At 59.8% G+C, this 25,291-nt stretch carries 24 protein-coding genes; 11 read left to right on the top strand and 13 right to left on the bottom strand.

What is annotated here, in order from left to right; translation table 11 throughout:
* Positions 1-77: 77 nt before the first annotated feature.
* The gene (lpdA, locus tag ACQ4OB_RS11695; RefSeq protein WP_074872183.1) at positions 78-1,478 is read right to left on the bottom strand and encodes a dihydrolipoyl dehydrogenase; all 1,401 of its coding nucleotides are present in this window, start codon (positions 1,476-1,478) and stop codon (positions 78-80) included.
* A 212-nt stretch (positions 1,479-1,690) separates the two neighbouring features.
* Here lpdA and hflK (ACQ4OB_RS11690) point away from each other — a divergent pair, with 212 nt between their 5' ends.
* The 5 genes from hflK (ACQ4OB_RS11690) to cfaB all read left to right on the top strand — a co-directional run bounded on the left by hflK (ACQ4OB_RS11690) (position 1,691) and on the right by cfaB (position 9,057).
* Entirely contained in the window at positions 1,691-3,649 is a 1,959-nt protein-coding gene (gene hflK / locus ACQ4OB_RS11690) for a protease modulator HflK (protein ID WP_430955759.1), read from the top strand.
* On the top strand, positions 3,646-4,680 hold the full coding sequence (gene hflC / locus ACQ4OB_RS11685) for a protease modulator HflC (RefSeq protein WP_074872182.1): 1,035 nt from the start codon (positions 3,646-3,648) through the stop codon (positions 4,678-4,680). Before hflK (ACQ4OB_RS11690) ends, hflC begins: the two co-directional genes overlap by 4 nt.
* Positions 4,677-5,735, top strand: coding sequence for a protease modulator HflK (gene hflK / locus ACQ4OB_RS11680; protein WP_074872180.1), 1,059 nt, complete (start codon positions 4,677-4,679; stop codon positions 5,733-5,735). The genes hflC and hflK (ACQ4OB_RS11680) overlap by 4 nt, the downstream gene beginning before the upstream one ends.
* On the top strand, positions 5,732-7,642 hold the full coding sequence (locus ACQ4OB_RS11675; protein ID WP_430955727.1) for a cation-translocating P-type ATPase: 1,911 nt from the start codon (positions 5,732-5,734) through the stop codon (positions 7,640-7,642). The genes hflK (ACQ4OB_RS11680) and ACQ4OB_RS11675 overlap by 4 nt, the downstream gene beginning before the upstream one ends.
* 227 nt (positions 7,643-7,869) lie before the next feature.
* Entirely contained in the window at positions 7,870-9,057 is a 1,188-nt protein-coding gene (gene cfaB / locus ACQ4OB_RS11670) for a C17 cyclopropane fatty acid synthase CfaB (RefSeq protein ID WP_430955726.1), read from the top strand.
* On the opposite strand, the gene cls is transcribed toward cfaB, so the two are convergent.
* Positions 9,054-10,493: a cardiolipin synthase gene (gene cls / locus ACQ4OB_RS11665; protein ID WP_430955725.1), complete on the bottom strand. Its 1,440-nt coding sequence runs from the start codon at positions 10,491-10,493 to the stop codon at positions 9,054-9,056. The two genes, cfaB and cls, sit on opposite strands and share 4 nt — an antisense overlap.
* Positions 10,494-10,625: 132 nt before the next feature.
* Here cls and ACQ4OB_RS11660 point away from each other — a divergent pair, with 132 nt between their 5' ends.
* Positions 10,626-11,147 carry a DUF3617 domain-containing protein gene (locus ACQ4OB_RS11660; RefSeq protein WP_074872171.1) on the top strand — a complete coding sequence of 174 codons (522 nt, stop codon included), beginning with the start codon at positions 10,626-10,628 and terminating at the stop codon, positions 11,145-11,147.
* A 23-nt stretch (positions 11,148-11,170) separates the two neighbouring features.
* On the opposite strand, the gene ACQ4OB_RS11655 is transcribed toward ACQ4OB_RS11660, so the two are convergent.
* The 7 genes from ACQ4OB_RS11655 to folE2 are packed head-to-tail and all read right to left on the bottom strand — an operon-like array spanning position 11,171 to position 17,281.
* Positions 11,171-12,052 (bottom strand): His/Gly/Thr/Pro-type tRNA ligase C-terminal domain-containing protein, encoded by an 882-nt coding sequence (locus ACQ4OB_RS11655; protein WP_074872169.1) that lies wholly within the window; start codon positions 12,050-12,052, stop codon positions 11,171-11,173.
* Between the two features lie 17 nt (positions 12,053-12,069).
* Positions 12,070-13,407, bottom strand: coding sequence for a dihydroorotase (locus ACQ4OB_RS11650; RefSeq protein WP_430955724.1), 1,338 nt, complete (start codon positions 13,405-13,407; stop codon positions 12,070-12,072).
* Between the two features lie 2 nt (positions 13,408-13,409).
* Positions 13,410-13,970, bottom strand: a complete 561-nt coding sequence (locus tag ACQ4OB_RS11645; RefSeq protein WP_046044954.1) for a DapH/DapD/GlmU-related protein — start codon at positions 13,968-13,970, stop codon at positions 13,410-13,412.
* Positions 13,967-14,842, bottom strand: coding sequence for a metal ABC transporter substrate-binding protein (locus ACQ4OB_RS11640; protein WP_430955723.1), 876 nt, complete (start codon positions 14,840-14,842; stop codon positions 13,967-13,969). The genes ACQ4OB_RS11645 and ACQ4OB_RS11640 overlap by 4 nt, the downstream gene beginning before the upstream one ends.
* Before the next feature lie 11 nt (positions 14,843-14,853).
* Entirely contained in the window at positions 14,854-15,720 is an 867-nt protein-coding gene (locus ACQ4OB_RS11635) for a metal ABC transporter permease (protein WP_102614500.1), read from the bottom strand.
* The gene (locus ACQ4OB_RS11630) at positions 15,720-16,388 is read right to left on the bottom strand and encodes a metal ABC transporter ATP-binding protein (RefSeq protein WP_430955722.1); all 669 of its coding nucleotides are present in this window, start codon (positions 16,386-16,388) and stop codon (positions 15,720-15,722) included. Before ACQ4OB_RS11630 ends, ACQ4OB_RS11635 begins: the two co-directional genes overlap by 1 nt.
* On the bottom strand, positions 16,385-17,281 hold the full coding sequence (gene folE2, locus ACQ4OB_RS11625; protein ID WP_430955721.1) for a GTP cyclohydrolase FolE2: 897 nt from the start codon (positions 17,279-17,281) through the stop codon (positions 16,385-16,387). Before folE2 ends, ACQ4OB_RS11630 begins: the two co-directional genes overlap by 4 nt.
* Before the next feature lie 233 nt (positions 17,282-17,514).
* Between folE2 and zigA the strand changes: the two genes are divergently transcribed.
* Positions 17,515-18,723 (top strand): zinc metallochaperone GTPase ZigA, encoded by a 1,209-nt coding sequence (zigA, locus tag ACQ4OB_RS11620; RefSeq protein WP_430955720.1) that lies wholly within the window; start codon positions 17,515-17,517, stop codon positions 18,721-18,723.
* Positions 18,723-19,373, top strand: coding sequence for a DUF1826 domain-containing protein (locus ACQ4OB_RS11615; RefSeq protein WP_430955719.1), 651 nt, complete (start codon positions 18,723-18,725; stop codon positions 19,371-19,373). The genes zigA and ACQ4OB_RS11615 overlap by 1 nt, the downstream gene beginning before the upstream one ends.
* A gap of 4 nt (positions 19,374-19,377) precedes the next feature.
* On the opposite strand, the gene ACQ4OB_RS11610 is transcribed toward ACQ4OB_RS11615, so the two are convergent.
* Positions 19,378-19,734 (bottom strand): hypothetical protein, encoded by a 357-nt coding sequence (locus ACQ4OB_RS11610; RefSeq protein WP_008156668.1) that lies wholly within the window; start codon positions 19,732-19,734, stop codon positions 19,378-19,380.
* A gap of 26 nt (positions 19,735-19,760) precedes the next feature.
* Between ACQ4OB_RS11610 and ACQ4OB_RS11605 the strand changes: the two genes are divergently transcribed.
* Positions 19,761-20,732, top strand: coding sequence for a CobW family GTP-binding protein (locus ACQ4OB_RS11605; RefSeq protein WP_430955718.1), 972 nt, complete (start codon positions 19,761-19,763; stop codon positions 20,730-20,732).
* A gap of 1 nt (position 20,733) precedes the next feature.
* Here ACQ4OB_RS11605 and ACQ4OB_RS11600 read toward each other — a convergent pair whose 3' ends face one another.
* Entirely contained in the window at positions 20,734-21,147 is a 414-nt protein-coding gene (locus ACQ4OB_RS11600) for a DUF3301 domain-containing protein (RefSeq protein ID WP_074872152.1), read from the bottom strand.
* A gap of 120 nt (positions 21,148-21,267) precedes the next feature.
* Here ACQ4OB_RS11600 and pdxY point away from each other — a divergent pair, with 120 nt between their 5' ends.
* Positions 21,268-22,140 (top strand): pyridoxal kinase PdxY, encoded by an 873-nt coding sequence (gene pdxY, locus ACQ4OB_RS11595; RefSeq protein WP_074872150.1) that lies wholly within the window; start codon positions 21,268-21,270, stop codon positions 22,138-22,140.
* A 91-nt stretch (positions 22,141-22,231) separates the two neighbouring features.
* On the opposite strand, the gene ACQ4OB_RS11590 is transcribed toward pdxY, so the two are convergent.
* Positions 22,232-22,714 carry an acyl-CoA thioesterase gene (locus ACQ4OB_RS11590; RefSeq protein ID WP_074872148.1) on the bottom strand — a complete coding sequence of 161 codons (483 nt, stop codon included), beginning with the start codon at positions 22,712-22,714 and terminating at the stop codon, positions 22,232-22,234.
* 288 nt (positions 22,715-23,002) lie between these two features.
* On the opposite strand from ACQ4OB_RS11590, the gene ACQ4OB_RS11585 reads away from it, so the two are divergent.
* The gene (locus tag ACQ4OB_RS11585) at positions 23,003-24,766 is read left to right on the top strand and encodes a cation:proton antiporter (protein WP_074872144.1); all 1,764 of its coding nucleotides are present in this window, start codon (positions 23,003-23,005) and stop codon (positions 24,764-24,766) included.
* Between the two features lie 21 nt (positions 24,767-24,787).
* Here ACQ4OB_RS11585 and ACQ4OB_RS11580 read toward each other — a convergent pair whose 3' ends face one another.
* Positions 24,788-25,195 (bottom strand): SMI1/KNR4 family protein, encoded by a 408-nt coding sequence (locus tag ACQ4OB_RS11580; RefSeq protein WP_008156656.1) that lies wholly within the window; start codon positions 25,193-25,195, stop codon positions 24,788-24,790.
* Positions 25,196-25,291: the final 96 nt, after the last annotated feature.

The raw sequence follows: 25,291 nt of genomic DNA, 5'->3' as shown, positions 1-25,291 counted from the left end.
CTTCGGAAGGGACGCGGAGCGCCCCGGGCTGCATTCCCACGCAGAGCGTGGGAACGATCAGCCGCCAACCTCCAGGCTTACATCTGCGTCGCCATCCCCTCCACATTCATCGCCGCCTGGCGCAAGGCCTCGGAGCGAGTCGGGTGTGGATGGCAGGTCAGGGCGATGTCTTCGGCAGAAGCGCTGAACTCCATGGCTACGCAATATTCACCAATCATTTCACTGACGCTTGGACCCACCAGGTGCACGCCGAGAATTTCGTCGGTGCGCTCATCGGCCAGCACTTTGGCGAAGCCTTCGGTTTCGTGATTGATCTTGGCCCGGCTGTTGGCGGTGAAGGGAAACTTGCCGACCTTGTAGGCGCGACCTTCGGCCTTGAGCTGTTCTTCGGTCTTGCCGACGCTAGCCAGCTCGGGTTTGGTGTAGATCACATTGGGGATCAGGTCGTAGTTGACCTCGGCCGCCTTGCCGACAATCTGCTCGATGCAGACCATGGCCTCGTCTTCGGCCTTGTGGGCGAGCATCGGCCCGGACGTGACGTCGCCAATCACCCAGACACCAGCCGCTTCAGTGCGATGGCGCTTGTTGGCGAGCATGCCGCGTTTATCCGTGGCGAGGCCAACGTTCTCCAGCCCCAGGCCTTGGGTGTAAGGCCGGCGTCCGATGGATACCAGCACGTAGTCCGCTTCAATCGTTTCGGCCGTGCCACCAGCCGCGGGCTCGACGCTGAGCTGAACGCCGGTCGCCGAGGGTGTGGCGCTGGTGACTTTGCAACTCAATTTGAAGTCGATGCCCTGCTTGCTCAACGAACGTTGCAGGGTTTTGCCGGCTTCACTGTCCACACCGGGGCAGATCCGGTCGAGAAACTCGATTACCGTCACCTGAGCGCCCAGACGCCGCCACACCGAACCCAGCTCCAGACCGATCACTCCAGCGCCGATCACCACCAGATGCTTGGGCACTTCAGCCAGCGACAGTGCGCCCGTCGAATCGAGGATGCGTTTGTTGTCGATGTCTACGCCGGGCAGGGGAGTGGGCTCGGAGCCGGTGGCGATGATGATGTTCTTCGCGGTCAGTTCGGTCTTGCCGCCCTGGTTGTCGGTCACCGTGACTTTGCCGGGCCCGTCGATGTGGCCCCAGCCCCTGATCCAGTGGACTTTGTTTTTGCGAAACAGAAACTCGATGCCCTTGGTCAACCCGGCAACGCTTTCATCCTTTTGTTTCATCATCTGCGCGAGGTTGAGTGTGGGTTTGACTTCGATCCCCAGGTTGGCGAATTCCGCGCCCATGGCAGCGTCGTAGAGTTCGGAAGCATGCAGCAACGCTTTTGACGGCATGCACCCGACGTTCAGGCAGGTGCCGCCGAGCGTGGCGCGTCCTTCTATGCAGGCTGCTCTGAGGCCCAACTGACCGGCGCGGATCGCCGCGTTATAACCGCCGGGGCCTCCGCCCAGAATCACGACGTCATAGATGCTCATGGTGTACTCCTGGAGTGAATCGGATCGGAATGGGTAACCGTAGTTCCTGGATAAAATTACGAACGTAATATGTGCGTTGCGCGGCAGTTCGGTCAAGGCTTCAGCCAAGCGACAGGTTGAGCGCTTTTAGATGCAGCATTTAAGAACGGAAATTTCACGGCTTTCGTTATATCGTAACGAATTGCGATATGAGCAACGATAACTGGGGTGGTATGCAAGTCGATCTCGATGTCGATGGGACGCAAGTAGCCGGGCTGCCGCGTTTCCAGCAGGCGGTTTTTCAAGGGCGGCGATTGCGTCAGTTCGCAATCGGTCTCGGCGCTCTGGCGGCAATTGGTTGGTTGCTGGCGTTTTTTGTTGGGTTGTTTGCGCCACAGTCCCTGTGGCCCGCGTTGCTGGTCAATCAGAGCGCCGGTTTGCTGGTGCTGGTCGCCGGTTTGCAATCGGCCTGGTGGGTGACGCAGTGGCGTGCGCGGGCATTGAACCCAGTGGTGCAGGTTGTCGTTGCTGACGAAGTCGTTGCCCCGGTAGGTTGGTACGAACGGCTGCTGGATCGGCTCAGCCAGCGATGGCTGCGAATGCTGGTGCAGATCGGCGCGCCGACACTGTGGCTCGCGGGTTGGTCGCTGTTGACGTTGGTGAGCATCGAACAGGTCTGGAACCTTGCACTGCCGCCGGCCGCACTGGGATTGTCGGCCAGTGTCGGTGCAGCGCTGTCCTTGTTGCTGGCTTTCGGTTTGTTGGTGTTGGAGCGACAACTGGCACAGGAAAACGCCGCCCAGTGGCCCGAAGCAGCGTCGCTGGCGCAGCTGACTCGAGTGGCGATCATTGGTCTGGTGCTCAGCGCTTTGTGCCTGTTGCTTGGGAGCGAAACCTCGGTCTGGCCGGTGCGTCTGGCGGTACTGATGGGTTTGCTACCAGGGTTGGTCGCCGCCGAGCTGCTGCTGCGCGCGATGCTGTCATTGTTCAGCCCGCAGCGCGAACAACTCGAACCGGCGTTGCTGGCGCGCAGCTTCGTCGCCGACATGCTGCGCTGGCCGCCGCAACCTTTGCTGGCATTGCAGCACGAATTGCACAATCGCTTCGGTATCGACCTGCGACAGATCTGGGCTTTCACCTACATGCGTCGGGCTTTTTTGCCGGTGCTGGCCGTGGTTTCGATAGTGGGCTGGTCACTTACCGGCATTCACGAAATCCCCATGCAAGGGCGGGGCATCTACGAGCGATTCGGCAAACCGGTGGAGGTGTTCGGTCCCGGTTTGCACGCAGGTTTGCCTTGGCCGTTGGGCCGAGTGTTGAGCGTCGAGAACGGTGTGGTCCACGAGTTGGCCACCAGTGTGGGCGACACACCGGCGCCGGTCGTGGCCGATCCCGCCGAAGGCCCGGCGCCCGCGATTGCCAATCGCTTGTGGGACGCGAGCCATGTGAATGACAAATCCCAGGTTATCGCCAGCAGTCGAGCCGACAAGCAGAGCTTCCAGATCGTCAACATGGACGTGCGTTTCGTCTACCGCATCGGCCTGAGCGATCAAGCGGCGTTGGCGGCGACCTACAACAGTGCCGATGTCCCGACGCTGATTCGCAGCACCGCCAGCCGGATTCTGGTCCACGATTTCGCCTCGCGTACCCTCGACGGTTTGCTCGGCGCGGACAGGGTCGGGCTCGCCGAAGAGATTGGCCGGGCGGTACAGGCTGACCTGCACAAACTCGACAGCGGCGTGGAAATTCTCGCCACCGTGGTCGAGGCGATTCATCCGCCGGCCGGTGCCGCCAATGCTTATCACGGCGTCCAGGCTGCGCAGATTGGCGCCCAGGCATTGATTTCCCGCGAGCGTGGGGCGGCGGCGCAAGCGACCAATCAGGCGCAATTGCAGGCCAGCATCGCTCGCGATCAAGCGACGGCCAGCGCACGTGAAATCAACGCCACCGCCCAAGCGGCTGACCTGAAATTCAGTGCCGAGCAAAAAGCCTACGCCAGCGCCGGCCAGGCCTTCGTGCTGGAGCAGTACTTGAGTCAACTGTCCCAGGGCTTGGCCAATGCCAGATTGCTGGTGCTCGATCATCGTCTGGGCGGCAGCGGTAATGCGCCGACCATCGACCTCCGTACATTCACGCTGCCGGCTGACCCTGCGCCGGCGCGTAAAACCGCTCAGCCAGGAGCTGCCAATTGAGCCAGTCGCACACTCACGATCACGATGACCACACTGGCCACGATCACGGTCATGGCGGACATCATCACGGCCATCACCACCACGGTGATCCCCAGGAAGCGGGCCCGTTCCCATGGCGGCGAATGGGCTGGGCAGCGTTGCTGGTGGCGTTCGCCATCGCGGCGGCGAGCCTGGTTCAAGTGCGTTCGGGGGAGGCCACGGTGATCACGCGTTTCGGTAATCCGTCGCGGGTATTGCTGGAACCAGGTCTTGGCTGGCGTTGGCCTGCTCCTTTTGAAGCGGCGATTCCTGTCGATCTGCGACTGCGCACGACTTCGAGTGGATTACAGGACGTCGGCACGCGGGACGGTTTGCGCATCATCGTTCAGGCTTATGTGGCCTGGCAGGTTCAGGGCGATCCGGACAACGTGCAACGTTTCATGCGCGCCGTACAGAATCAGCCGGACGAAGCCGCGCGGCAGATTCGCACGTTTGTGGGGTCGGCGCTGGAAACCACGGCCAGCAGTTTTGATCTGGCTAACCTGGTGAACACCGACGCCAACCAAGTACGCATCGCTGACTTTGAAGCGCAGTTGCGTCAGCAAATCGATCAGCAGCTGCTCACCACTTATGGCGTGCGGGTGCTGCAAGTCGGTATCGAACGTCTGACGTTGCCGTCGGTAACCCTCACTGCCACGGTTGATCGTATGCGTGCCGAGCGTGAAACAATCGCCACCGAACGCACGGCCATCGGCAAGCGCGAAGCGGCGCAAATCCGTTCTGCCGCCGAGCGTGATGCACGAATCGTACAAGCCGATGCGACGGTGAAAGCGGCCGATATTGAAGCGCAATCGCGCGTCGAAGCCGCACAAATTTACGGTCGTGCCTACGCCGGATCGCCACAGCTCTACAACCTGCTGCGCTCCCTCGACACACTAGGCACGATCGTCACGCCCGGCACAAAACTGATTCTGCGCACGGACGCCGCGCCGTTCCGGGTGTTGGTTGATGGTCCGCCGACCCTCGATAACAAGTCCGGGTCGCAGCCATGAAATTAGTTCCACGTGGAACAAACGAGTTAAGCAGTCCCTGGATTCAGGCGGGGCGATTGGCTTTTTTGGCCCTTTACGCCGTGACAGTGCTGGCCGCTTTGGTGTGGGCATTTTCCAATGTGCGGCAGATTGATCCGCAAAATCGCGCGGTGGTTTTGCACTTCGGCGCACTGGATCGCATCCAGAATGCGGGTCTGCTATTGGCCTGGCCCCGTCCGTTTGAGCAGGTGATTTTGTTGCCCGCAGCGGATCGAGTGATGGAGCGTCGGGTGGAAAACCTGTTGCGCACCGATGCAGCATTGCAGGCAGACCGAGTGGCGAGTTTCGCCACACCGATCAGCGATGCACTCGCCGGCTCCGGTTATTTGCTCACCGGTGACGCGGGCGTGGTGCAACTGGATGTGCGGGTTTTCTACAAAGTCACCGAGCCCTATGCCTTCGTCCTGCAAGGCGAACATGTGTTGCCGGCATTGGATCGATTGGTGACTCGCAGCGCGGTGACCCTCACTGCCGCACGAGATCTGGACACCATTCTGGTGGCGCGCCCAGAACTCATCGGCGCGGATAAACAGGCTGCCGAACGACGCGAACGTCTACGCGGTGATCTGGTGCAAGGCATCAATCGGCGCCTGGCTGACCTGACCGCGACCGGGCAGGGGTTAGGCATTGAAGTGGCACGAGTCGACGTGCAATCGAGTCTGCCCGGGCCCGCGGTCAACGCTTTCAACGCTGTTCTGACCGCCAGTCAACAAGCCGACAAAGCCGTGGCCAATGCTCGCACCGAAGCGGAGAAACTGACTCAGACCGCCAACGAACAAGCCGATCGCACGCTGCAAGTCGCTCACGCCCAAGCGAGCGAACGGCTGGCCAAAGCCTCGGCGGACACGGCCACGGTGTTGAGCCTGGCCAAGGCGCAACAACAAGGGACCGACCCGCAAATGCTGCTGCGCATCTATCGCGAGCGGATGCCGAAGATTCTCGGTCAGGCCGGTTCGGTGACCACGGTCAATCCGAAAGACGATTCCCGCCTGATCATTCAGGGAGCTGCACAATGACCACCCCAAACGCCGCCGCACCGAGCATGTTGTCCTCGGCTGAACAACGCAGCGCCGCCCGCCAGTTGACCTTGGCCATGCTCGCACTTGGCCTGCTCGCGCTCGGCCTGACCTGGCGCTGGTTGTCGCCGGAGCAGACGGGCGTCAGTCAATTGCTGCTGGGCTTTGCTTCGTTATTGGTCGCCGTGCCCGTGATGCGTTCAGCCTGGTACAGCCTGCGTTACCCGAGCCTGCACGGGATCACTGATCAGTTGATCGCCCTGGCGATGCTCGGGGCGTGGGCCACGGGTGATCTGCTGACCGCGGCGTTGCTGCCGATCATCATGATCTTCGGTCACGTGCTGGAAGAGCGCAGCGTGATCGGCTCGCAGGAGGCGATTCGCGCCCTCGGCAAACTGACGCGCAGCCACGCGCGCAAAGTTCAGGCCGATGGCTCTATCGTCGAAGTCGATAACGGCACACTCAAGGCGGGCGACCTGGTCGAGGTGCGCGCAGGTGATCGAGTGCCGGCGGATGGTCGGGTGTTGTCGGGTCAGGCGAGCCTGGACACCGCTTCGATTACTGGCGAATCGGTGCCGATGGAGGCGGGCGTCGGCATGCAAGTCTTCGGCGGCGCGATCAACCTCGACGGTCTGCTGCGCATCGAGGTGACTCGCACCGGCAATGAGTCGACCCTCGGCAAAGTCATCGCGCTGATGCAAAGTGCCGAGCGTTCCAAACCACCGATCACGCGTTTGCTGGAACGCTACGCCGGCAGCTACATGGTGCTGGTGTTGCTGCTGGCCGCCGTGACCTGGTTCGTCACTAACGATGCCCAGGCCATGCTCGCCGTGTTAGTGGCGGCCTGTCCTTGCGCACTGGTGTTGTCGGCACCCGCCACGGCGATTGCCGGGGTGGCGGTGGCCGCTCGGCACGGGATTCTGATTCGCAGCTCCGCGTTCCTCGAAGAGTTGGCAGACCTGACGTCACTGGTGGTCGACAAGACCGGAACCTTGACCTTTGGCACCTTGCGTTTGCAATCCATCGACAGTCCGCTCGAGGATCGCAGCCACGTCCTTAAACTCGCTGCCAGCCTCGGTTCAGCCAGCAGTCATCCGGTCAGCCGCGCGCTCGCCGGGTTGGTCACCCAGGAACATTTCCTGCTGCTCTCCGACATCCACGAGCGTCAGGGGTTGGGCGTGGTGGCGATGACGGAGCAGGGCGAGGCGGCGCTCGGTCGTCCGGAGTTATTCGCGCAATTGGGTATCGCCACTTCAAATGTCCCCGACCACGATGGCCCGATTGCCGGGCTGGCGCTCAACGGCGAATTCCTCGCCTGGCTGTTGCTGGCCGACAGCGTCAAACCCGAGGCTCGATTTGCCTTGAGCGAGCTACGTGAATTGGGGTTGGGCCGGCAGTTGCTGTTGACAGGTGATCGGCAAAGCGTCGCACACACCTTGGCGCGTAATGTCGGGATCAGCGACGTTGAAGCTCAAGCGTTGCCCGAGGACAAACTCAATCGCGTGCTGAAGGAAATCGGCAGCGGCTTCCGGCCGATGGTCGTGGGAGACGGGATCAACGATTCGCTGGCGCTCAAGGCCGGGGTGGTCGGCGTCGCCATGGGCGCAGGCGGGGCGGACATTGCGCTGGCTTCGGCCGACATCGTCCTGATCGGCAGCGACCTGCGTCGACTCGGCACGTGTGTGCGCTTGAGTCGCCAATGCCGGCACACCTTGCAGGTTAACGTGATCATCGGTCTGGGCTGGACGCTGGCGATTGTAGCCTTCGCCGCTTTCGGCTGGCTTGGCGCTGCGGGTGCGATGATTGCTGCGCTATTGCACAATTTCAGCACGCTGCTGGTGTTGGGGAACGCCGGGCGTTTACTGCGTTTTCAGGAACCCTTGCTCAAGCTTGAGGATGAGGATTGAGGCCGCCGGGTGAATGCTCTAAATAGCGCGATCCCGGGCGGTTTGAAGTTTTCAGAACTGTACGACGAATTCGTAGTCATCTACGTGAGGGCAATCACTTTTGTGAATTCGCGACGGTGGGTTCGAGCGTTACGAATCATGGAAAAGGGCGATCAATTCGTTAGCCAGCTATTTTTCAAGGATGGTCTACCCTCACATCAGACGGTCTGAAACTAGAGGGACTCTCCATGCTCGCGCACCTTCCTCCGGCCTTACAGAATCTGCAGCTACCGTTACGCCTGCGACTCTGGGACGGCCATGAATTCAATCTGGGGCCGACGCCCAGCGTCACTATTGTGGTCAAGGACCCACAAATGGTTACCCAGTTCACTCACCCAAGCCTGGACGCGCTCGGAGCGGCGTTTGTCGAAGGTAAACTTGAGCTGGAAGGCTCCATCAGTGACGTGATTCGCGTCTGCGATGAATGGAGCCAGGCGCTGGTGAGCGAGGACGACGACAGTCAGCCGGTGCGCACCGTTCACGACAAGGAAACCGACGCCAAGGCGATTTCCTACCACTACGACCTATCCAACGCGTTTTATCAGCTATGGCTCGACAGTGACATGGCGTATTCCTGCGCCTATTTCGAGACCGGCAGCGAAACGCTGGAACAAGCCCAGCAAGCCAAATTCCGCCACCTGTGCCGCAAGCTGCGGCTGCAACCGGGGGAATATCTGCTGGATGTCGGCTGCGGTTGGGGCGGGCTGGCACGCTATGCCGCCCGGGAGTTTGGCGCGAAGGTATTCGGGATCACGCTCAGTAAAGCGCAACTGGAACTCGCCCGTGAACGGGTGACCGCCGAAGGCCTGGACGACCTGATCGAACTGCAACTGTTGGACTACCGTGACCTGCCTCAGGACGGGCGCTTCGACAAAGTGGTCAGTGTCGGCATGTTCGAACACGTCGGCCACGCCAATCTGGCCAAGTATTGCAAGACCTTGTTCGGCGCGGTGAAGGAGGGTGGCCTGGTGATGAACCACGGGATCACCGCCAAACACATCGACGGTCGTCCGGTGGGGCGCGGTGCCGGCGAATTCATCGAGAAGTATGTGTTCCCTAATGGCGAGCTGCCGCACCTGTCGATGATCTCTGCCGAGATCAGCGAAGCAGGGCTGGAGATTGTCGACGTCGAAAGTCTGCGCCTGCATTACGCGCGTACGCTGGACCATTGGAGCGAACGCCTGGAAGACAATCTGGAAGCGGCTTCCAGGCTGGTGCCAGAGCAGGCGTTGCGGATCTGGCGGCTGTACCTGGCGGGATGCGCCTACGCATTCGCCAAGGGCTGGATCAATCTGCACCAGATTCTCGCGGTAAAAACCCACCCCGATGGCAGCCATGAACTGCCATGGACGCGAGACGATATCTACAACCCTTAAAGGATCGGGGAAATAAGCCGGGCGACCCGCATGCCGATTTGTTGCAGGCGGCGGGTCTCCCGGCTTTCTTCTTTGGCAATCTCGTGAGCCTGGGCGAAGTCATCGTTGAGCATCTGTTCTACTTCGGCGGCAAAGGCGCTGTCGACCGTCAACAACATCACTTCAAAATTCAGCCGGAACGAGCGGTTGTCCAGATTGGCACTGCCAATGGCGCTGATTTCGCTGTCGATCAACACCACTTTCTGATGCAGGAAGCCCGGCTCGTAGCGGAACACCCGCACACCGGCGCGCACGGCTTCGAAGGCATAAAGGCTGGAAGCGGCGTAGACGATTCGGTGGTCCGGTCGTGAGGGCAGGAGCAATCGCACATCGACACCGCGCAGAACAGCCAGCCGCAACGCAGCGAACACAGCTTCGTCAGGGATGAAATAGGGGCTGGTGATCCACACTCGTTCGGTGGCGGCGTGGATGGCTTCGACGAAGAATAACGAACAGGTTTCGTAGGAATCCGCCGGGCCGCTGGCGAGCAATTGGCAGAGCACGCCATCGTCCGGGTAAACGTCCGGCAGAATCAGCGGCGGCAATGAGCGGGCAGCCCAAAACCAGTCTTCGGCAAAGGATTCCTGCATGCAGGCCACCACTGGCCCGCGGACTTGCACATGGGTATCGCGCCACGGTGCCAGCGGAGGTTTCTCGCCCATGTATTCGTCGCCGACGTTGTGCCCACCGACGAAACCCAGAACGCCATCGACCACCACAATCTTGCGGTGGTTGCGGAAGTTGACCTGAAAACGATTGAGCCAGCCACTGCGGGTGGCAAAGGCTTTGACTTCGACGCCGGCATCGCGCAGTGGCTGCACGTAACTGTGAGGCAGGGAATGGCTGCCGATGCGGTCGTACAACAAATAAATCGCCACGCCTTCGGCGGCTTTCTTCAGCAGCAAGGTTTGCAGGCGTTGCCCGAGGCGATCGTCGTGGATGATGAAAAACTGAATCAGTACCGCTTCCTTCGCGTTGCTGATGGCTTCAAATATGGCGTTGAAGGTGGCCTGGCCATCGATCAACAAACGCACTTCGTTGTTCGCCAGGCACGGCATCCGTCCCAGTTTCGGCATGGCCCTCAAGGACGCGTAGGCACTTGAGGCGCGAGCGGTCAGCGCCTCTTCTACCCAAGGACGCCAGTTGAGTTCGGAGATCGCCTTGCGCATTTCTTCGTTGGCCTGGCGCCGGGCCTTGATGTAGCCATCGAAGGTGCTGCGGCCGAAGACCAGATAGGGGATGAGCGTGAGGTAGGGAATAAACACCAACGACAGGGCCCAGGCGATTGATCCCTGGGCGGTCCGGACGGTGAGCACGGCGTGGAGGGCAGCGACCAGGCCCAGCGTGTGAAGCAGTGCAATCATGTAGCCGAAAATATGCGGTCCAAAGTAATCCATGGGGCATGCCTTGCTCCTGAAGATTCAATGCTTAACAGACCATGTTCCGTGCAGAATGTCGCTATTTAATTGGCCCATGAACCGAAGCCACTGGCTGACGTCTAACGGCCACAACTGATCAGGAGTTACTCGATGAACGTTCGTCTGCTGGGTTTGGCCATGGCTGTTGGTTTGTCACTTCCTGTGGCCGCTCAGGCGCAGATGTTGCAGCCCGGTTTGTGGGAAATGACCACAAGCAACATGAAGGTCGATGACCAGAACCTCCCGGATTTGCAGCTGATCCTTGGCCAGATACAGAGCCAGATGACCCCTCAGCAGCGCGCGCAGCTCGAAAAACAGGGCATCACCATGGGCGGTAAAGGGATTCGGGCGTGCTTGACGCCGGAACAGGTAAAGACCGACGACATTCCGCTGACCGATCCGCAGTCGGGCTGCAAGCAGGAAATCACCGACCGCACCGGTAATCAGTGGAAATTCCGCTTCAGCTGTCCGAAAGCGCAGGGCGCTGGCGTCGCCACTTTCCTTAGCGATCGTGAGTTCACTACCAAGGTTAACGGCACGTTCAACGCTACCGGTATTCAGCAGAAGGGTAGCCTCGAAAGCCGCGCCGTGTGGTTGGGGCAGGATTGCGGGACCGTCAAGCCGAGAGCTTAAAAACTCGTCAGCAGGCCCGCGCCCTACACGACCGTGTGGGAGCGGGCCTGATTCAACCACTCACACACCGTCTCAACGCTCATCCTTCCGAAATCCTCTCCAGCGCGACTGCGCACACTGACAAACTTACCTACTTTTTCTTTCTCCCCGATCACCAGCAGATACGGCACGTGCCGACTGTGCTCGCGAATTTTTTGGCGGACTTTCTCGTGACGCAGGTCCGCACGGGCGCGCACGCCACTTCTGCGCAATGCCTCGGTTACCGACTGCGCGTAATCCGCCTGACGTTGGTCCATGCTGACGATCATGACGTGTGGCGGTGTCCGCCAGTTATCAAGCTCTTGTTGGCAGGACCAGCACGTACCGTAAATCCGTTGCGGCAACGTACTGCTGATGTGATCGAGGGTGAACGCTTGCAGCACTCTGGTCGCGGGAACATGCGGGTCGGCAGTCGTAGATTCGACGTTCCCCAGGCGGTACAGCGGCGTCTTTTCTTGACGGCGAATCGAGTGATTGGTCGCCGCCAGCGTCTGCATACGGGCTTCGATTAGTGGCAGGTCTGTTCGCGTTAAGGGTTGCTCGGCAGATAACTCATGAAAGAACCCGTCGCCCAGCGCCGTTCCTGCGTGCAATTGCACCTGGGGATGGAGTTGTTTCACGGCCATGGCCAGCATCAGTACACAGGAGCGTCGCAGGATCTCCAGCCCGTCGGGCTCTTGAGGCGTGACGATGCTGACCCGGGCATCGGCTTCGATCATGTATTCACAGTCCACCAGGATGCCGTCTACCCGGCCGGCCACCGCCGCTTTCGCCAGTCCCGGTCCGATACTTGCGGCGAGCTCGTACACCGACAGTGGCTGGTCGTATTCACGCAGTGAACCATCGCTCAGGGTAATGTGGATCATGACGGTGCTCCCGAGTGCTAGCGCATAAACCGTAGGGGTAAACCCTGGCAGTTGTCATTAAGACGTTGGTCGTGCCAGGCAATTTGCCCCGACACGATCGTGGTGCTGACGCTGTGGCGAAAACGCTGTCGGGCAAAAGGTGTCCAGCCGCATTGAGACAGGATCGGCTGCTGGGAAACGGCGACGCCGCCGGGTTCGGGTTTGATCATAACGAGGTCAGCCCAATAGCCTTCGCGCAGATAACCGCGGTCGGGAATGGCGAACAGATCGGCAACCCGGTGACTGGTTTTTGCGACGAGCGTAGTGATCGGCACAATCGCATCCGCGACCAATTCCAGCAGTGCGGGCAGGGCGTGCTGCACCAATGGCAAACCGGAAGGCGCCTGGCTGTACGGCCTCTGTTTTTCAGCCCAGGTGTGAGGCGCGTGATCGCTGCCTATCACGTCGAGGCGATGGCTCAGCAGTGCTTCACGCAAGGCATCGCGGTCGGCCTGGGTTTTTATCGCCGGGTTGCACTTGATCAGGTTGCCGAGGCTCGGGTAATCCCGATCATCGAACAACAAATGGTGCAGACAGACTTCGGCGGTGATGCGTTTCTGGGCCAGCGGCTTGTCTTCAAACAACGCCAGTTCGCGGGCAGTGGTCAGGTGCAGAACGTGCAGTCGGGTGCCGTGACGCCTGGCCAGGTCTACCGCCATTGAGGAGGAGCGAAAGCAGGCCTCGGCGTTACGGATCAGCGGGTGGGCCGCCGCTGGAAGGTGTTCGCCGAACAAGTCACGCAGGTTCGCGGCATTGGCGTCGATGCTGGGCGTGTGTTCGCAGTGGGCCAACAAAAGGGTCGGGACCTCGGCGAATAATCGCTCGAGAATCTGTGGGTCATCGACCAGCATGTTGCCGGTGGAGGCGCCCATGAACACTTTGACGCCCGCCACTTCACAAGGATTGAGCCTGGCGACGGTGTCGAGATTGTCGTTGCTCACGCCGAAATGAAAGCCGTAATTGGCGACGGAGTTAGTTGCCGCTCGGCGCTTTTTGTCGGCCAGTGCGCTGAGGGTCAGAGTCGCCGGATGGGTGTTGGGCATGTCCATGAAGCTGGTGATGCCACCGGCCACCGCAGCCCGGGATTCGCTGTAGAAGCTGCCCTTGTCCGGCGAGCCTGGATCGCGGAAATGCACTTGGTCGTCGATCATTCCGGGCAGCAGCCATTGCCCTTGTGCATCGATTTCCACGTCGGCGTTTTCGCCGTGGATGCTGCTGGCGATCTTCACGATTCGCCCGTTGCTGACCAACAGATCACCGTCAAACTCCCGGCCTTCGTTCACCAGCCGGGCATTGCGAATCAGCACACTGCTCATGGTCAGAACTCGTTCTGCAGGGCTTTGTAGCCGCGCACCAGATCGACGTTGGTGCGCGCCACGTCCTCGGAAAACTCCGAGGCGCTGACGCTCACCGGTGGGAACTGCGACAGATCTGTCTTCGGGCCGATGCGGGTGGTGGAGGGCACATAGAAGTCTTCGGGCAAGTCGCGACCGTCGACCACCGAGTTGTGCCGCACCACGCAACCGTCACCGACTACGCAGTTGAACAGCACGCTGTTGAACCCGATGAACACCCGGTCGCCAACCTTGCACGGACCATGAACGATCGAGCGGTGGGCAATGGAACTGAACTCGCCGATGGTCACTGCCGCACCGGACTTGGAGTGGATCACCACGCCATCCTGGATGTTCGAGTTGGCGCCGATGGTGATCGGCTCCATCTCGCCCGAGGCATCCACTTCGTCGGCCCGTATCACCGCGTAAGGGCCGACGAAGACGTTCTCGCCGATCACCACTTTGCCGCAGATGATGGCGGTTTTATCCACGTAGGCAGATTCCGCGATCACCGGCAAATCACCGGAAGGATTCTTGCGGATCATGGCTTGCTCAGCGCGTTGTACAGGATGTTGAGGTTGTACTCGAACAACCCGATGAAGGTGCTGGCCGGACCGGTCGCCGCGAGCGCATCGGAGTACAACGTGCCACCGATGTGCGCGCCGCTTTCATCGGCAATCTGCTTGAGCAGGCGGGCATCCTTGATGTTTTCCATGAACACCGCTTTGACCTTGGCCTGGCGAATCTGGGTGATCAGTGCAGCGACTTCGGCGGCTGACGGTTCACGTTCAGTGGACAGGCCTTGAGGTGCGATGAAGTCGATACCGTAAGCCTGACCGAGGTAACCGAAGGCGTCATGGGACGTCACGATTTTGCGATTGCCCGGTGGCAGCGAGCCGAGTTTGGCCTTGGCTTCGGCAAGCAGCGCGTAGACCTTTTTCAGGTAAGCCTGGCTGTTGCGTTCGTAGTCGGCTTTATTCGTCGGGTCGGCGGCGATCAGCGCCTTGGTGATGTTGCCGATATACAGCTCAGCGTTCGCCAGATTGTGCCAAGCGTGCGGGTCGGGAATCGTCTCGCCATCTTCATCCAGGGCGCGCGGGATGACGCCGTGGCTCGCGCTGATCAATGTCGCTTGGGTCTCGGTGCTGGTCACCAGGCGGTCCAGCCATGGCTCGAAACCCAAGCCGTTTTTGATGATGAGTTTGGCTTTGAGCAACGCCTTGGCGTCGTCCGGTGTCGGCTCGTACGTGTGAGCATCGGCATCAGGGCCGACCATGTTGGTGATCTGGATATGGTCGCCGCCGACTTGGTGGGTCATGTCGGCGAGGATGCTGAAACTGGTGACTACCTGAAGTTTTTCCGCCGCAGACAACGACATCGACAGCAGCAAACTGAACAGCACGAGTAAAGCGCGCATCGGGTAACACCTCATTGGGATGTGAACAAAGGCGGGCGGCGCAGCAAACCGTGCACCGGTCCGAACACCACGGACAGCAGATACAAACCGCCAGCCACCAGCACGATCGCCGGGCCACTGGGCAGCGAGAAGTAGAACGACAGCAACAGTCCGAGCCACACCGAGAGGCAGCCGAGCAGGGCGGCGATGGCGATTAATGTCGGCAAGCGACGACTCCAGAAGCGCGACGCGGCGGCGGGCAACATCATCAAACCGACCACCATCAGCGCGCCGATGGCTTGAAAACCGATCACCAGGTTCAGCACCACCAGGGTCAGAAATACGCCATGAGCCAAGGGGCCGAGTCGGCTGACGGTTTGCAGAAAGAGTGGATCGAGGGTGTCCAGCAACAGCGGTTTATAGATGAAGGCCATGGCGATCAGGCTGAATGCCGAGACCCACACCATACCGGTCAACGTCGGGCCATCGACCGCCAGCGCCGACCCAAACAACAGGTGCAACAGGTCCAGACGTTTACCGGCGATGCCGAGGATCAGCACACCGCAGGCCAGGGAAATCGGGTAGATCGCGGCGAGGCTGGCGTCTTCTCGCAGGCCGGTTCGACGGGTGATCCAGGCAGCGAGTCCGGCCATGCCCAGACCGGCACCGAGCCCGCCGACGGTCAGCGCCGGCAAACTCAATCCGGCAAACCAGAAGCCCAATGCCGCCCCCGGCAAAATGCCGTGGGCCACCGCGTCGCCGATCAGACTCATGCGTCGCAGGATCAAAAACACGCCCAACGGTGCGGTGCTGCATGCCAGAACCAATCCGCCGAGAAGCGCTCGCCGCATGAACACGAACTCGTGGAACGGTTGCCAAAGATGAGCGGCTGCGAGCATCAGGCCACCCGCGTGTGGGGTTGTTGGTGGATCAGATCAACGCTCGATCCGAGGACGCAGCCGGTGCTTTTGATCAGCAACGTTTGAGGAATGTGTTGGCGAACGGCGGTCAGGTCATGGCACACGATCAACTGGGTTCGGCCTTCGGCATGCCAGGCGTGAATGTGTTTCCAGAGCAGCGCTTGGCCCAGTTCATCGAGGGCGGCGTGGGGTTCGTCGAGCAATAGCAATGGTGCGTCGGCGAGACTCAAACGGGCGAGCAGGGCACGTTGTAATTCACCGCCGGACAAGGCCATCAATGGGCGTTGTTCCAGTCCGCTCAGACACCAGTTTTCCAGCACGGCTTTGAGGCGTTGTCTGCGTATCTCGGGAGTCTGCGTGCTACCCCAGAAACCGGCGGCGACTAACTCTTGCAAGCTGATGGGGAATTGCCGGTCCAGGTGTTGTTGCTGGGGCAGGAACGAGAGGCTTCCCTTGCGTGGAACATCCAGGATGACTTTGCCGGTCAGCGGTTTTTGCAAGCCTGCGATGACTTTCAGCAGGCTGCTTTTACCCGAACCATTGGCACCGATGACCGCGGTCAGGCTTCCTTTGGCCAGTTCGAAATCCACGGGCGGAGTCAGTGGCTGGCCGGGTGCACCCCAACGCAAGGCTTGGCAATGAATCATGCGGCCTCCCAATTCCAGCGGCTTTCGGCGACCGCATCGTGGGCGTGGAGGCTTTCCGCGTGGACGACTCGTATGTGGAAGGCGTTGATGCCGGGGGCGCGTTTCAAGGCCAGGTTCAAACGTCGTGCGGCGTCTTCGCAGAACATCAGGTTCTGACCGTTGGCCAGCGCGAAGGCTTGTTCATCGGCGCGTTTTACAGCGGTTTGCACGGCGGTGCCGAGAGCCGCTTCGGCGTCGTTGATGATCGCGATCAGCGGCAAGTCATCCAGATAGTCGTCCAGTCGAAGCCGCAATCTCGCAGTGCTCCGTTGGCTGTGAGGCGTTGCGACGATGCCTTTTGTCGAGCCAAGCCAAGACAAAACATCGGCATGTTGCAGCGGCTTGTTGGCGAAGTCATCGACGAATTGCTGCTGAATCAGCTGCCGGGAAAGCGCGGCCGAACACGGACAAGTCGAGGAATAAGGCACGTCGATTTTTAGTTCCACGTGGAACATCGCGTTTTTCAAACGAGCTTTGATGCTCACTGGATAAGTTTTCCAGCCGGCCAATGGGCTGACCAGCGCTGGTCTTTTGAGCAGTAAATCAGTGTGGATTTTTATGTACGCGCTGTTGGAGAGTCCTTCATGAGTCTTGAGAAAACGCTGTAACACTTGCCGCAACAAAGCGGGTGTCAGGTTTTCTTGCTCGAGCATTTCCAGCGCCAAGTACAGCCGCGACATATGAATCCCGCGCGCCTCGCCATCGTCGAGGCTAACGCCGGCGTCGGCCATTGCACTCAATCGTTGGCCATCGAACAAAACAGGAAGAGCAATGCCGCACATGCCTACCCAGTCGAGTGGCAGGGCTTGGCGTGAGGCCTGCGCGGCAACATCCGGCAGAGTCAGCGCATTCATGAGCAGGTCCGTCGTGAGAGTCAAACGCCAATGTTATGTTATTACATTGAAATCGACCACGCCTTTTTCATGAACAAGCTTTCATCATGCACAGACGTCACTTGTTCAACTTGATCCTGGCCAGCGTGCCCTTTGTCATCGTGGGCAAGAGGAGAGTGGCTTGATTGTGTTGTTATACTATAACATCAGGTAAGCCCGACACTGCGACCGGGCATCTCTGTGAGGAATACCTGATGCCCAATCGTCTCCCCGTAACCGTCCTGTCGGGCTTTCTCGGCGCTGGCAAAAGTACGCTGCTCAACTACGTGCTGCGCAATCGCGACAACCTGCGCGTCGCTGTGATCGTCAACGATATGAGCGAAATCAACATCGATGGCGGCGAGGTCCAGCGCGATGTCAGCCTGAATCGTGCCGAAGAAAAACTGGTGGAGATGAGCAATGGTTGCATCTGCTGCACCTTGCGCGAAGACTTGCTGGAAGAGGTGAGCAAACTCGCCAAGGAGGGTCGTTTTGATTATTTATTGATCGAGTCCACCGGTATTTCCGAGCCACTGCCCGTGGCGGAAACCTTCACTTTCCGCGATGAAGAAGGGCAGAGCCTGGCCGACATCGCCCGGCTCGACACCATGGTCACCGTGGTCGATGGCATGAACTTCCTGCTCGACTATCAGGCCGCCGAAAGCCTCGCATCCCGTGGTGAAACCTTGGGTGAAGAGGACGAACGCTCGATCACCGACCTGTTGATCGAGCAGATCGAATTCGCCGACGTGATTTTGATCAGCAAGATCGACTTGATCAGCAGCAGCGAACGCCAAGAGTTGATCGCGATCCTCGAACGGCTCAATGCCCAGGCCGAAATCATTCCGATGGTCATGGGTGAAGTGCCGCTGAAGAAAGTCCTCAATACCGGTCGTTTCGACTTCGAAAAGGCCGCCCAGGCACCGGGCTGGCTTAAGGAATTGCGTGGCGAACACGTGCCCGAAACCGAGGAATACGGCATCGCCTCGACAGCCTACCGAGCACGCCGACCGTTTCATCCGCAGCGCTTTTTCAGCTTCATCGACCGCCCGTGGGTGAACGGCAAACTGCTGCGCTCCAAGGGCTTCTTCTGGCTGGCCAGCAAGCACATGGACGCCGGTAGCTGGTCCCAGGCCGGCGGATTGATGCGCCATGGTTTCGCCGGGCGCTGGTGGCGTTTCGTGCCGAAAACCCAGTGGCCGCAGGACGAAGAAAGTACCGCCGGGATCATGGAAAACTGGACCGCAACCACTGGCGATTGCCGCCAGGAACTAGTGTTCATCGGCCAGAACATCGACTTCGCGCAACTCACCGACGAACTCGACAATTGCCTGCTGACCGACGATGAAATGGCCTTAGGCGTCGAGGGCTGGCGATTGCTGCCAGATCCATTTGGCCCGTGGCACGACGAGGAGGCCGCCTGATGTTGGCACCCAGCCTGAAACTGCGGCCGATCATTTATCAGGTTGAAGGTGAGGCGCCGCGAACGCTGGCCAAAATCCTGGATGACGGGGTAAACCTCGCCGTTTGGCAGCGCCAACTGCCGGCGCACATCGCTGATTTCGGGAGTTTGCTGCTGTCCCTGAACGATCCGCTGGCCGAGTCGCTGGTCCTGGAACTGCCCAGCGATGACACCGAACCCAATCTTCACGGATTGGCCTCAGGTTTCAGCGATCTCGAAGGTTACGAAGGTTTCATCGCCGACATCTCCTGGCTGGTCAGTGCATTCGCCTGTTTGCTGGGCGCCAAGCGTGTCGGCCTGCGCCTGCGGGTCCTGGACAAGGCCATGTGCCCGCGTTTCCATGTCGATCATGTGCCGGTGCGGATGATCACCACGTATTGCGGGATCGGCAGCCAGTGGCTGAAGGAGGGTGCGATGGATCGCCGACAACTGGGCAAGCCCGAAGCCGAACCCCAGGACGGGCCGCTGATCGAGCAGATCGCCAGCGGTGCAGTCGCGCTGCTCAAAGGCGAGAAATGGCATGGGAACGAAGGCTTCGGCCTTATTCACCGCTCGCCACAGCTTGCGTCCGGTGAGCGGCGGCTGATCCTGACGCTCGACTGGCTGGGCTAGCGGCTCACGGCTTGAGCCAGGTGCCCTGGCTCTGGGCTTCGCAAAACGGCTTCAAATACGCCGCATCCGTGGCTACGCCGTAATAGTGAATATCCTGCCGGTAAGGCATATTGGCGACTTGGGCGTTGCTGCACACGCCGAACGCGCCGGTGGGGCATTGATCGACGTACTGCACCTCGACTTTCTGGCCAGGAAGGTTCGGCTGGCAGAAACCGTCGGCGAACAGTTTTTCCGGGATGTTACGGTTTTGCTGGCAGACTTTCACGTCGAGTCGCGCAGCCGTGCTATGTACCACGCAAGCTTGGGCCAGCGCTTCACCTGAAGTGAGTGCCAGGAGCAACGACAATCCCATCAACCGCATCCTTACCTCCTCAGAAAATTTCGACCATGTTGCAGAACATTCCCACTCACGTCATTGCTGGCCCTTTGGGTGCCGGCAAGACCAGCCTGATCAAGCACCTGCTGGCGCAGCGGCCTGCGAATGAGCGCTGGGCGGTGCTGATCAACGAGTTCGGCCAGATCGGCCTCGACGCTGCGTTGTTGACCCGGGACGCCGATGGTATCGCACTGGGCGAAGTGGCCGGGGGCTGTTTGTGTTGCGTCAATGGTGCGCCGTTTCAGATCGGCCTCGGACGTTTGCTGCGCAAGGCGCGGCCGGATCGGCTGTTTATCGAGCCCTCTGGGCTTGGGCATCCGGCGCAATTGCTCAGGCAATTGAGTGAGGCGCCGTGGCAAGGTGTATTGGCTGTACAACCCTGCGTACTGGTGCTGGACGCCCGGGCACTTGCTGCCGGCAAACCGCTGCCGGTGACGCAACAGGAAGCACTGAGCCGCGCCGGTCTGTTGCTGATGAATAAAGCCGAAAATCTCGACGACGCCGATCGCCAGCGAATCGCTGCACAGTTGCCGGCACGCCCGTTGTACTGGACGCAGCAAGCCGCGTTGCCATTGAGTGAGTTACCTGGGCTTGGGGTTCAGGCTGTAGCGGGTGTGGATAACTTCGTTGCGCCCAAAGGATTGGCGCAGCTGCCGGCCATCTGGACCGAACTTGCGCTGCCAATTTGCTTGAGCCAGGAGCAGGAGGGCGGCTGGAGCGTGGGGTGGCGCTGGCATCCGAGTCAGACTTTCGATGCGACGCTCGTTGGTCGTTGGCTTGAAAGCCTTGCCTGGGGGCGGGCGAAGCTGGTTATCCACAGCGTCAACGGTTGGGTTTCGGTAAATGCGCTGGAAAATTCGATGCTGGATTGGCAGCCCAGCGAATGGCGGCGTGATTCGCGTATCGAGCTGATTTTCAGTGAGCCGCAGGATGTTGATTCATTGCAAAGCGATCTAGCCGACTGCCGGTCGAGCAAGACGTGAATCAAGGACGCCATTTAGTGTGTTCTTGCCGCCACTGGCTCATCTCGATCACCTCGGCGCGCGGTTTCACCACATCGTCTACCGCAGGCGTGTCGTCGAACGGCATCGGGTAGGGCGCCAGCTCAATCTGCGCACTGTGGGCACCGAACTGGGTGATGGTGCCGTTGTGACGGCTTTCACCGGTGACGGTGAATTCGAAGTTATACACACGGGCGAGGCGCCGCCGGCCGTTGGCGTCTTTAATGAACGCAATCTTCTTCAAGGCCACATTGCCGTCCAGCAGCTCGATTCCGAGCTTGGTGCAATGCAGCTTGACCCGCTCCAGCGCGCGCTCGCGCAAGCCGTGGTTGTGCCATAACCACGCGCCACCGGTGGCAAGCAGCATCAGGACGAAGATATTTCCAAGGGTCAGCATCAACACGTTGCTCCAACAAGATGGTGTCAGCTTAACTGCGTCGCCGGTCTGTCGTACAGGCTGCGTTTAGTCGCATACTGCGCGGCTTGAATTTCAATCGTTTGACGGAAAACCCACCGCATGAAACGTACGCCTCATCTGCTCGCCATCCAGTCCCACGTGGTGTTCGGCCACGCTGGCAACAGCGCCGCGGTTTTTCCGATGCAGCGGGTCGGGGTGAATGTCTGGCCGCTCAATACCGTGCAGTTCTCCAACCACACCCAGTACGGCCAATGGACCGGTGAAGTGCTGGCGCCGCATCAGATTCCCGACCTGGTCGAAGGCATCGCGGCGATTGGCGAGCTGGGCAACTGCGACGCCGTGTTGTCCGGCTATCTCGGCAGTGCTGCTCAGGGCCGGGCGATCCTGACGGGAGTGGCGCGGATCAAGTCGATGAATCCCAAGGCGCTGTATCTGTGTGACCCGGTGATGGGCCATCCGGAGAAGGGGTGCAGCGTGCCCGCCGAAGTCAGCGATTTTCTGCTGGAGGAAGCGGCTGCCGTGGCGGACTTCATGTGTCCGAACCAGCTGGAACTGGACAGCTTTTCGGGGCGCAAGCCGCAATCGTTGTTCGATTGCCTGGCCATGGCGCGAGCGCTGCTGGCTCGTGGTCCGAAGGCTGTGCTGGTCAAGCATCTGGACTATCCCGGAAAACCGGCGGATGTTTTCGAGATGTTGTTGGTGACGGCCGAAGACAGCTGGCATTTGCGCCGTCCGCTGCTGGCGTTCCCGCGTCAGCCGGTGGGCGTCGGGGACCTGACCTCCGGACTGTTTCTGGCTCGCGTACTGTTGGGCGATAGCCTGGTGGCGGCTTTCGAATTCGCCGCGTCGGCGGTGCATGAAGTGCTGCTGGAAACCCAGGCTTGCTCCAGCTATGAGCTGGAACTGGTACGGGCTCAGGACCGGATTGCCCATCCGCGGGTGCGGTTTGAAGCGACAGCGATAAGCCTTTAAAAGCTTCGCGGGCAAGCCTCGCGCCTACAGGTACGGTGAGAAATCTGTAGGAGCGAGGCTTGCCCGCGATGCGATCTAACGACCAAACATGTCAGGCGTCGCCCTTGATGTCCTGATAGCGCTTTTCCAGCTCCTGACGAATCTGCCGACGTTGCTGGGCCTGCATGAAGCGGCGTTTGTCTTCGCTGTTCTGCGGTTGCAGTGGCGGGACAGCAGCCGGTTTGCGGTCGTCATCCACGGCGACCATGGTGAAGAAGCAGCTGTTGGTGTGGCGCACCGAGCGCTCGCGGATGTTCTCGGTCACCACCTTGATGCCCACCTCCATGGAGGTGTTGCCGGTGTAGTTCACCGAGGCCAGAAAGGTCACCAGTTCGCCGACATGAATCGGCTCGCGGAAAATCACCTGGTCCACCGACAGTGTCACCACGTAGCGACCGGCATAACGGCTGGCGCACGCATAGGCCACTTCGTCGAGGTATTTGAGCAAGGTACCGCCGTGGACATTGCCAGAGAAGTTGGCCATGTCGGGGGTCATCAATACCGTCATCGACAGTTGTGCGTTTCCGGGTTCCATAGCGTTCTCACGGTTCAAGGCAGAATTTCGGGAGGGCGGCACCTCTGCGGGGGCCTTGTCAGCTTTTCAAACCAACCGTTATCGGGACGCCGGACGCGTGGCTGCCGTCACGCCCGGATCGATCTGTTTCCATATATTGCACCGCCTTTCTGCCAGAAGTCGCGGTGTTACCCTTCAAAAGCCCTTTCTCAAGGGTAATTCCCACGCGGAAAATGGTTTTCTACCTTGCCAGATCAGACCTTTCCCACGTCTGTCGATTGAGCAATGTCAGCCAAGGAGCCCCACACCATGCACGCCATCAGTTTCATTCAAGACCTGGCAGTGATTATGTTGATCGCGGGTGTGGTGACCGTGCTGTTTCATCGCTTCAAACAACCGGTGGTGCTCGGCTACATCGTCGCCGGCTTCATCATCGGCCCGCACACCCCACCGTTCAGCTTGATCCACGATGAAGACACCATCAAAACCCTCGCTGAACTCGGGGTGATTTTCCTGATGTTCTGTCTGGGCCTGGAGTTCAGCCTGCGCAAGTTGTTCAAGGTCGGCGCCACAGCATTCATTGCGGCGTTCCTGGAAATCGTACTGATGATCTGGATCGGCTACGAGATCGGTCGCTGGTTCGACTGGAACACCATGGACTCGCTGTTCCTCGGCGCGATCCTGGCGATTTCCTCAACCACCATCATCGTCAAGGCCCTCAACGATCTGAAGATGAAGAACGAGCGCTTCGCACAGCTGATTTTCGGCGTACTGATCGTTGAAGACATCCTTGGCATCGGCATCATCGCCTTGCTGTCGAGCATCGCGGTCAGCGGCACGGTCAGTTCCGGCGAAGTGTTTTCAACGGTCGGCAAGCTCTCGCTGTTCATGGTTGTCGCACTGGTCATCGGCATTCTGCTGGTGCCGCGATTGCTGGCTTACGTGGCGAAGTTCGACAGTAATGAAATGCTGCTGATCACGGTGTTAGGCCTGTGTTTCGGCTTCTGTTTGCTGGTGGTCAAACTTGAATACAGCATGGTGCTAGGCGCCTTCCTGATTGGCGCGATCATGGCTGAATCCCGGCAATTGCTGAAAATCGAGCGTTTGATCGAACCCGTTCGCGACCTGTTCAGTGCGATCTTTTTTGTCGCCATTGGGTTGATGCTCGATCCGATGATCCTGCTGCAATACGCGTGGCCGATTGCGGTGATCACCGTGGCCGTGGTGCTGGGCAAGATGTTTTCTTGTGGCCTTGGTGCCTTTATCGCTGGCAATGATGGACGCACCTCACTTCGAGTCGGGATGGGGCTTTCGCAGATTGGCGAATTTTCTTTCATCATCGCGGCGTTGGGCATGACGTTGCAGGTCACCAGCAACTTCCTTTACCCGGTCGCCGTTGCCGTCTCTGTGATCACCACATTGCTGACGCCTTACTTGATCCGCGCGGCTGATCCGCTGTCGATCAAGCTTGCCGCGGTGATGCCGAAGCGACTGGGCAGGGTATTGGGGATGTACGGCGAATGGCTGCGCAGCATCCAGCCCCAGGGCGAGGGCGCGCTGCTGGCGTCGATGATTCGGCGGATTCTGTTGCAGGTGGGCGTCAATCTGGCGCTGGTGATTGCGATCTTCTTCTCGGGTGCTTTTTTCGCCGAGCGCATGTCCGCTTACCTGCAAGACTGGATCAGCGACCCGAGCTGGCAGAAAGCGTTGATTTGGGGCGGGGCGTTGCTGTTGTCGCTGCCGTTCCTGATCGCCGCCTATCGCAAGCTCAAGGCGCTCTCGATGCTGTTGGCGGAGATGGGCGTGAAGCCGGAGATGGCCGGCCGCCATACGCAGCGTGTGCGTCGGGTGATCGCCGAAGTGATCCCGATCCTCTCGCTGCTGGTGATTTTTCTGCTGCTGGCAGCCTTGTCGGCCAGTATTCTGCCGACCAACAAGTTGCTGGTCCTGATCGTCGTCGTCGCGGCCGCTGTGGCGGCGCTGCTCTGGCGCTGGTTCATCCGCGTGCACACGCGGATGCAGGTGGCGTTGCTCGACACACTGGACAACCACAAGGATTCGTCCGGGCATTAACCCTGTAGCGCGTCAGGCGTCTCAGCTTTCCAGCCAGACGTCCCGCGCCCAGTGCCATACCGATTCCCAGGTTTCTTCGGCGATCAGCTCTTCTTCGGCCAACCACAGCACCACGGTGCCGTCTTCTTCGACCAGGTAGTAGTTGTCACCGTCCTGGCAGATCGGAATCATGCTGCGATCAACACCCGCATCCCAGGCATTGGCGGCAACGTCCGGCAGGTAGGTGTGGGATTGCGGGTCGGTAACGGTCACCGGCTCCAGGCTGCCGTAGACGACGTCGCTGACGGTCAGCAAAAACTCCCTGAAGACAAACGGAATGTCGATGAACAGCTGTTCTTCGATTTCCACCAGTTGATCTTCGTCGGGTAACTCCAAGGGGACCGGTACCGGTTCGTTGGCTTCACGCAGTTGTTCGATGATTTCTTCCACGTCCGGGATCCTCTTGCTTGATGGCGCGGTTTAGTTGGGGCGGTTTATACAGTAGCTCGCTATAGATGCAACCGCGAAATAGAAAACCCCAGCCGA

Origin of the sequence: Pseudomonas sp. ES4, assembly GCF_050586665.1 — a bacterium.
GTDB classification, from domain to species: domain Bacteria; phylum Pseudomonadota; class Gammaproteobacteria; order Pseudomonadales; family Pseudomonadaceae; genus Aquipseudomonas; species Aquipseudomonas frederiksbergensis.
This window is presented reverse-complemented; position numbering and strand designations above follow the sequence as displayed.

What these genes read in the sequence shown, in the direction of transcription:
- folE2 (WP_430955721.1), bottom strand. Translation starts at nt 17,281, where the DNA reads ATGAATGCGCTGACTCTGCCGGATGTTGCCGCGCAGGCCTCACGCCAA.
- hflK (WP_074872180.1), top strand. Translation starts at nt 4,677, where the DNA reads ATGAAATTAGTTCCACGTGGAACAAACGAGTTAAGCAGTCCCTGGATT.
- ACQ4OB_RS11660 (WP_074872171.1), top strand. Translation starts at nt 10,626, where the DNA reads ATGAACGTTCGTCTGCTGGGTTTGGCCATGGCTGTTGGTTTGTCACTT.
- zigA (WP_430955720.1), top strand. Translation starts at nt 17,515, where the DNA reads ATGCCCAATCGTCTCCCCGTAACCGTCCTGTCGGGCTTTCTCGGCGCT.
- ACQ4OB_RS11590 (WP_074872148.1), bottom strand. Translation starts at nt 22,714, where the DNA reads ATGGAACCCGGAAACGCACAACTGTCGATGACGGTATTGATGACCCCC.
- ACQ4OB_RS11585 (WP_074872144.1), top strand. Translation starts at nt 23,003, where the DNA reads ATGCACGCCATCAGTTTCATTCAAGACCTGGCAGTGATTATGTTGATC.
- ACQ4OB_RS11600 (WP_074872152.1), bottom strand. Translation starts at nt 21,147, where the DNA reads ATGCTGACCCTTGGAAATATCTTCGTCCTGATGCTGCTTGCCACCGGT.
- ACQ4OB_RS11675 (WP_430955727.1), top strand. Translation starts at nt 5,732, where the DNA reads ATGACCACCCCAAACGCCGCCGCACCGAGCATGTTGTCCTCGGCTGAA.
- ACQ4OB_RS11610 (WP_008156668.1), bottom strand. Translation starts at nt 19,734, where the DNA reads ATGCGGTTGATGGGATTGTCGTTGCTCCTGGCACTCACTTCAGGTGAA.
- pdxY (WP_074872150.1), top strand. Translation starts at nt 21,268, where the DNA reads ATGAAACGTACGCCTCATCTGCTCGCCATCCAGTCCCACGTGGTGTTC.
- ACQ4OB_RS11605 (WP_430955718.1), top strand. Translation starts at nt 19,761, where the DNA reads ATGTTGCAGAACATTCCCACTCACGTCATTGCTGGCCCTTTGGGTGCC.
- cls (WP_430955725.1), bottom strand. Translation starts at nt 10,493, where the DNA reads ATGGATTACTTTGGACCGCATATTTTCGGCTACATGATTGCACTGCTT.
- ACQ4OB_RS11645 (WP_046044954.1), bottom strand. Translation starts at nt 13,970, where the DNA reads ATGATCCGCAAGAATCCTTCCGGTGATTTGCCGGTGATCGCGGAATCT.
- ACQ4OB_RS11650 (WP_430955724.1), bottom strand. Translation starts at nt 13,407, where the DNA reads ATGAGCAGTGTGCTGATTCGCAATGCCCGGCTGGTGAACGAAGGCCGG.
- ACQ4OB_RS11615 (WP_430955719.1), top strand. Translation starts at nt 18,723, where the DNA reads ATGTTGGCACCCAGCCTGAAACTGCGGCCGATCATTTATCAGGTTGAA.
- ACQ4OB_RS11640 (WP_430955723.1), bottom strand. Translation starts at nt 14,842, where the DNA reads ATGCGCGCTTTACTCGTGCTGTTCAGTTTGCTGCTGTCGATGTCGTTG.
- ACQ4OB_RS11630 (WP_430955722.1), bottom strand. Translation starts at nt 16,388, where the DNA reads ATGATTCATTGCCAAGCCTTGCGTTGGGGTGCACCCGGCCAGCCACTG.
- lpdA (WP_074872183.1), bottom strand. Translation starts at nt 1,478, where the DNA reads ATGAGCATCTATGACGTCGTGATTCTGGGCGGAGGCCCCGGCGGTTAT.
- ACQ4OB_RS11635 (WP_102614500.1), bottom strand. Translation starts at nt 15,720, where the DNA reads ATGCTCGCAGCCGCTCATCTTTGGCAACCGTTCCACGAGTTCGTGTTC.
- hflK (WP_430955759.1), top strand. Translation starts at nt 1,691, where the DNA reads ATGCAAGTCGATCTCGATGTCGATGGGACGCAAGTAGCCGGGCTGCCG.
- ACQ4OB_RS11655 (WP_074872169.1), bottom strand. Translation starts at nt 12,052, where the DNA reads ATGATCCACATTACCCTGAGCGATGGTTCACTGCGTGAATACGACCAG.
- cfaB (WP_430955726.1), top strand. Translation starts at nt 7,870, where the DNA reads ATGCTCGCGCACCTTCCTCCGGCCTTACAGAATCTGCAGCTACCGTTA.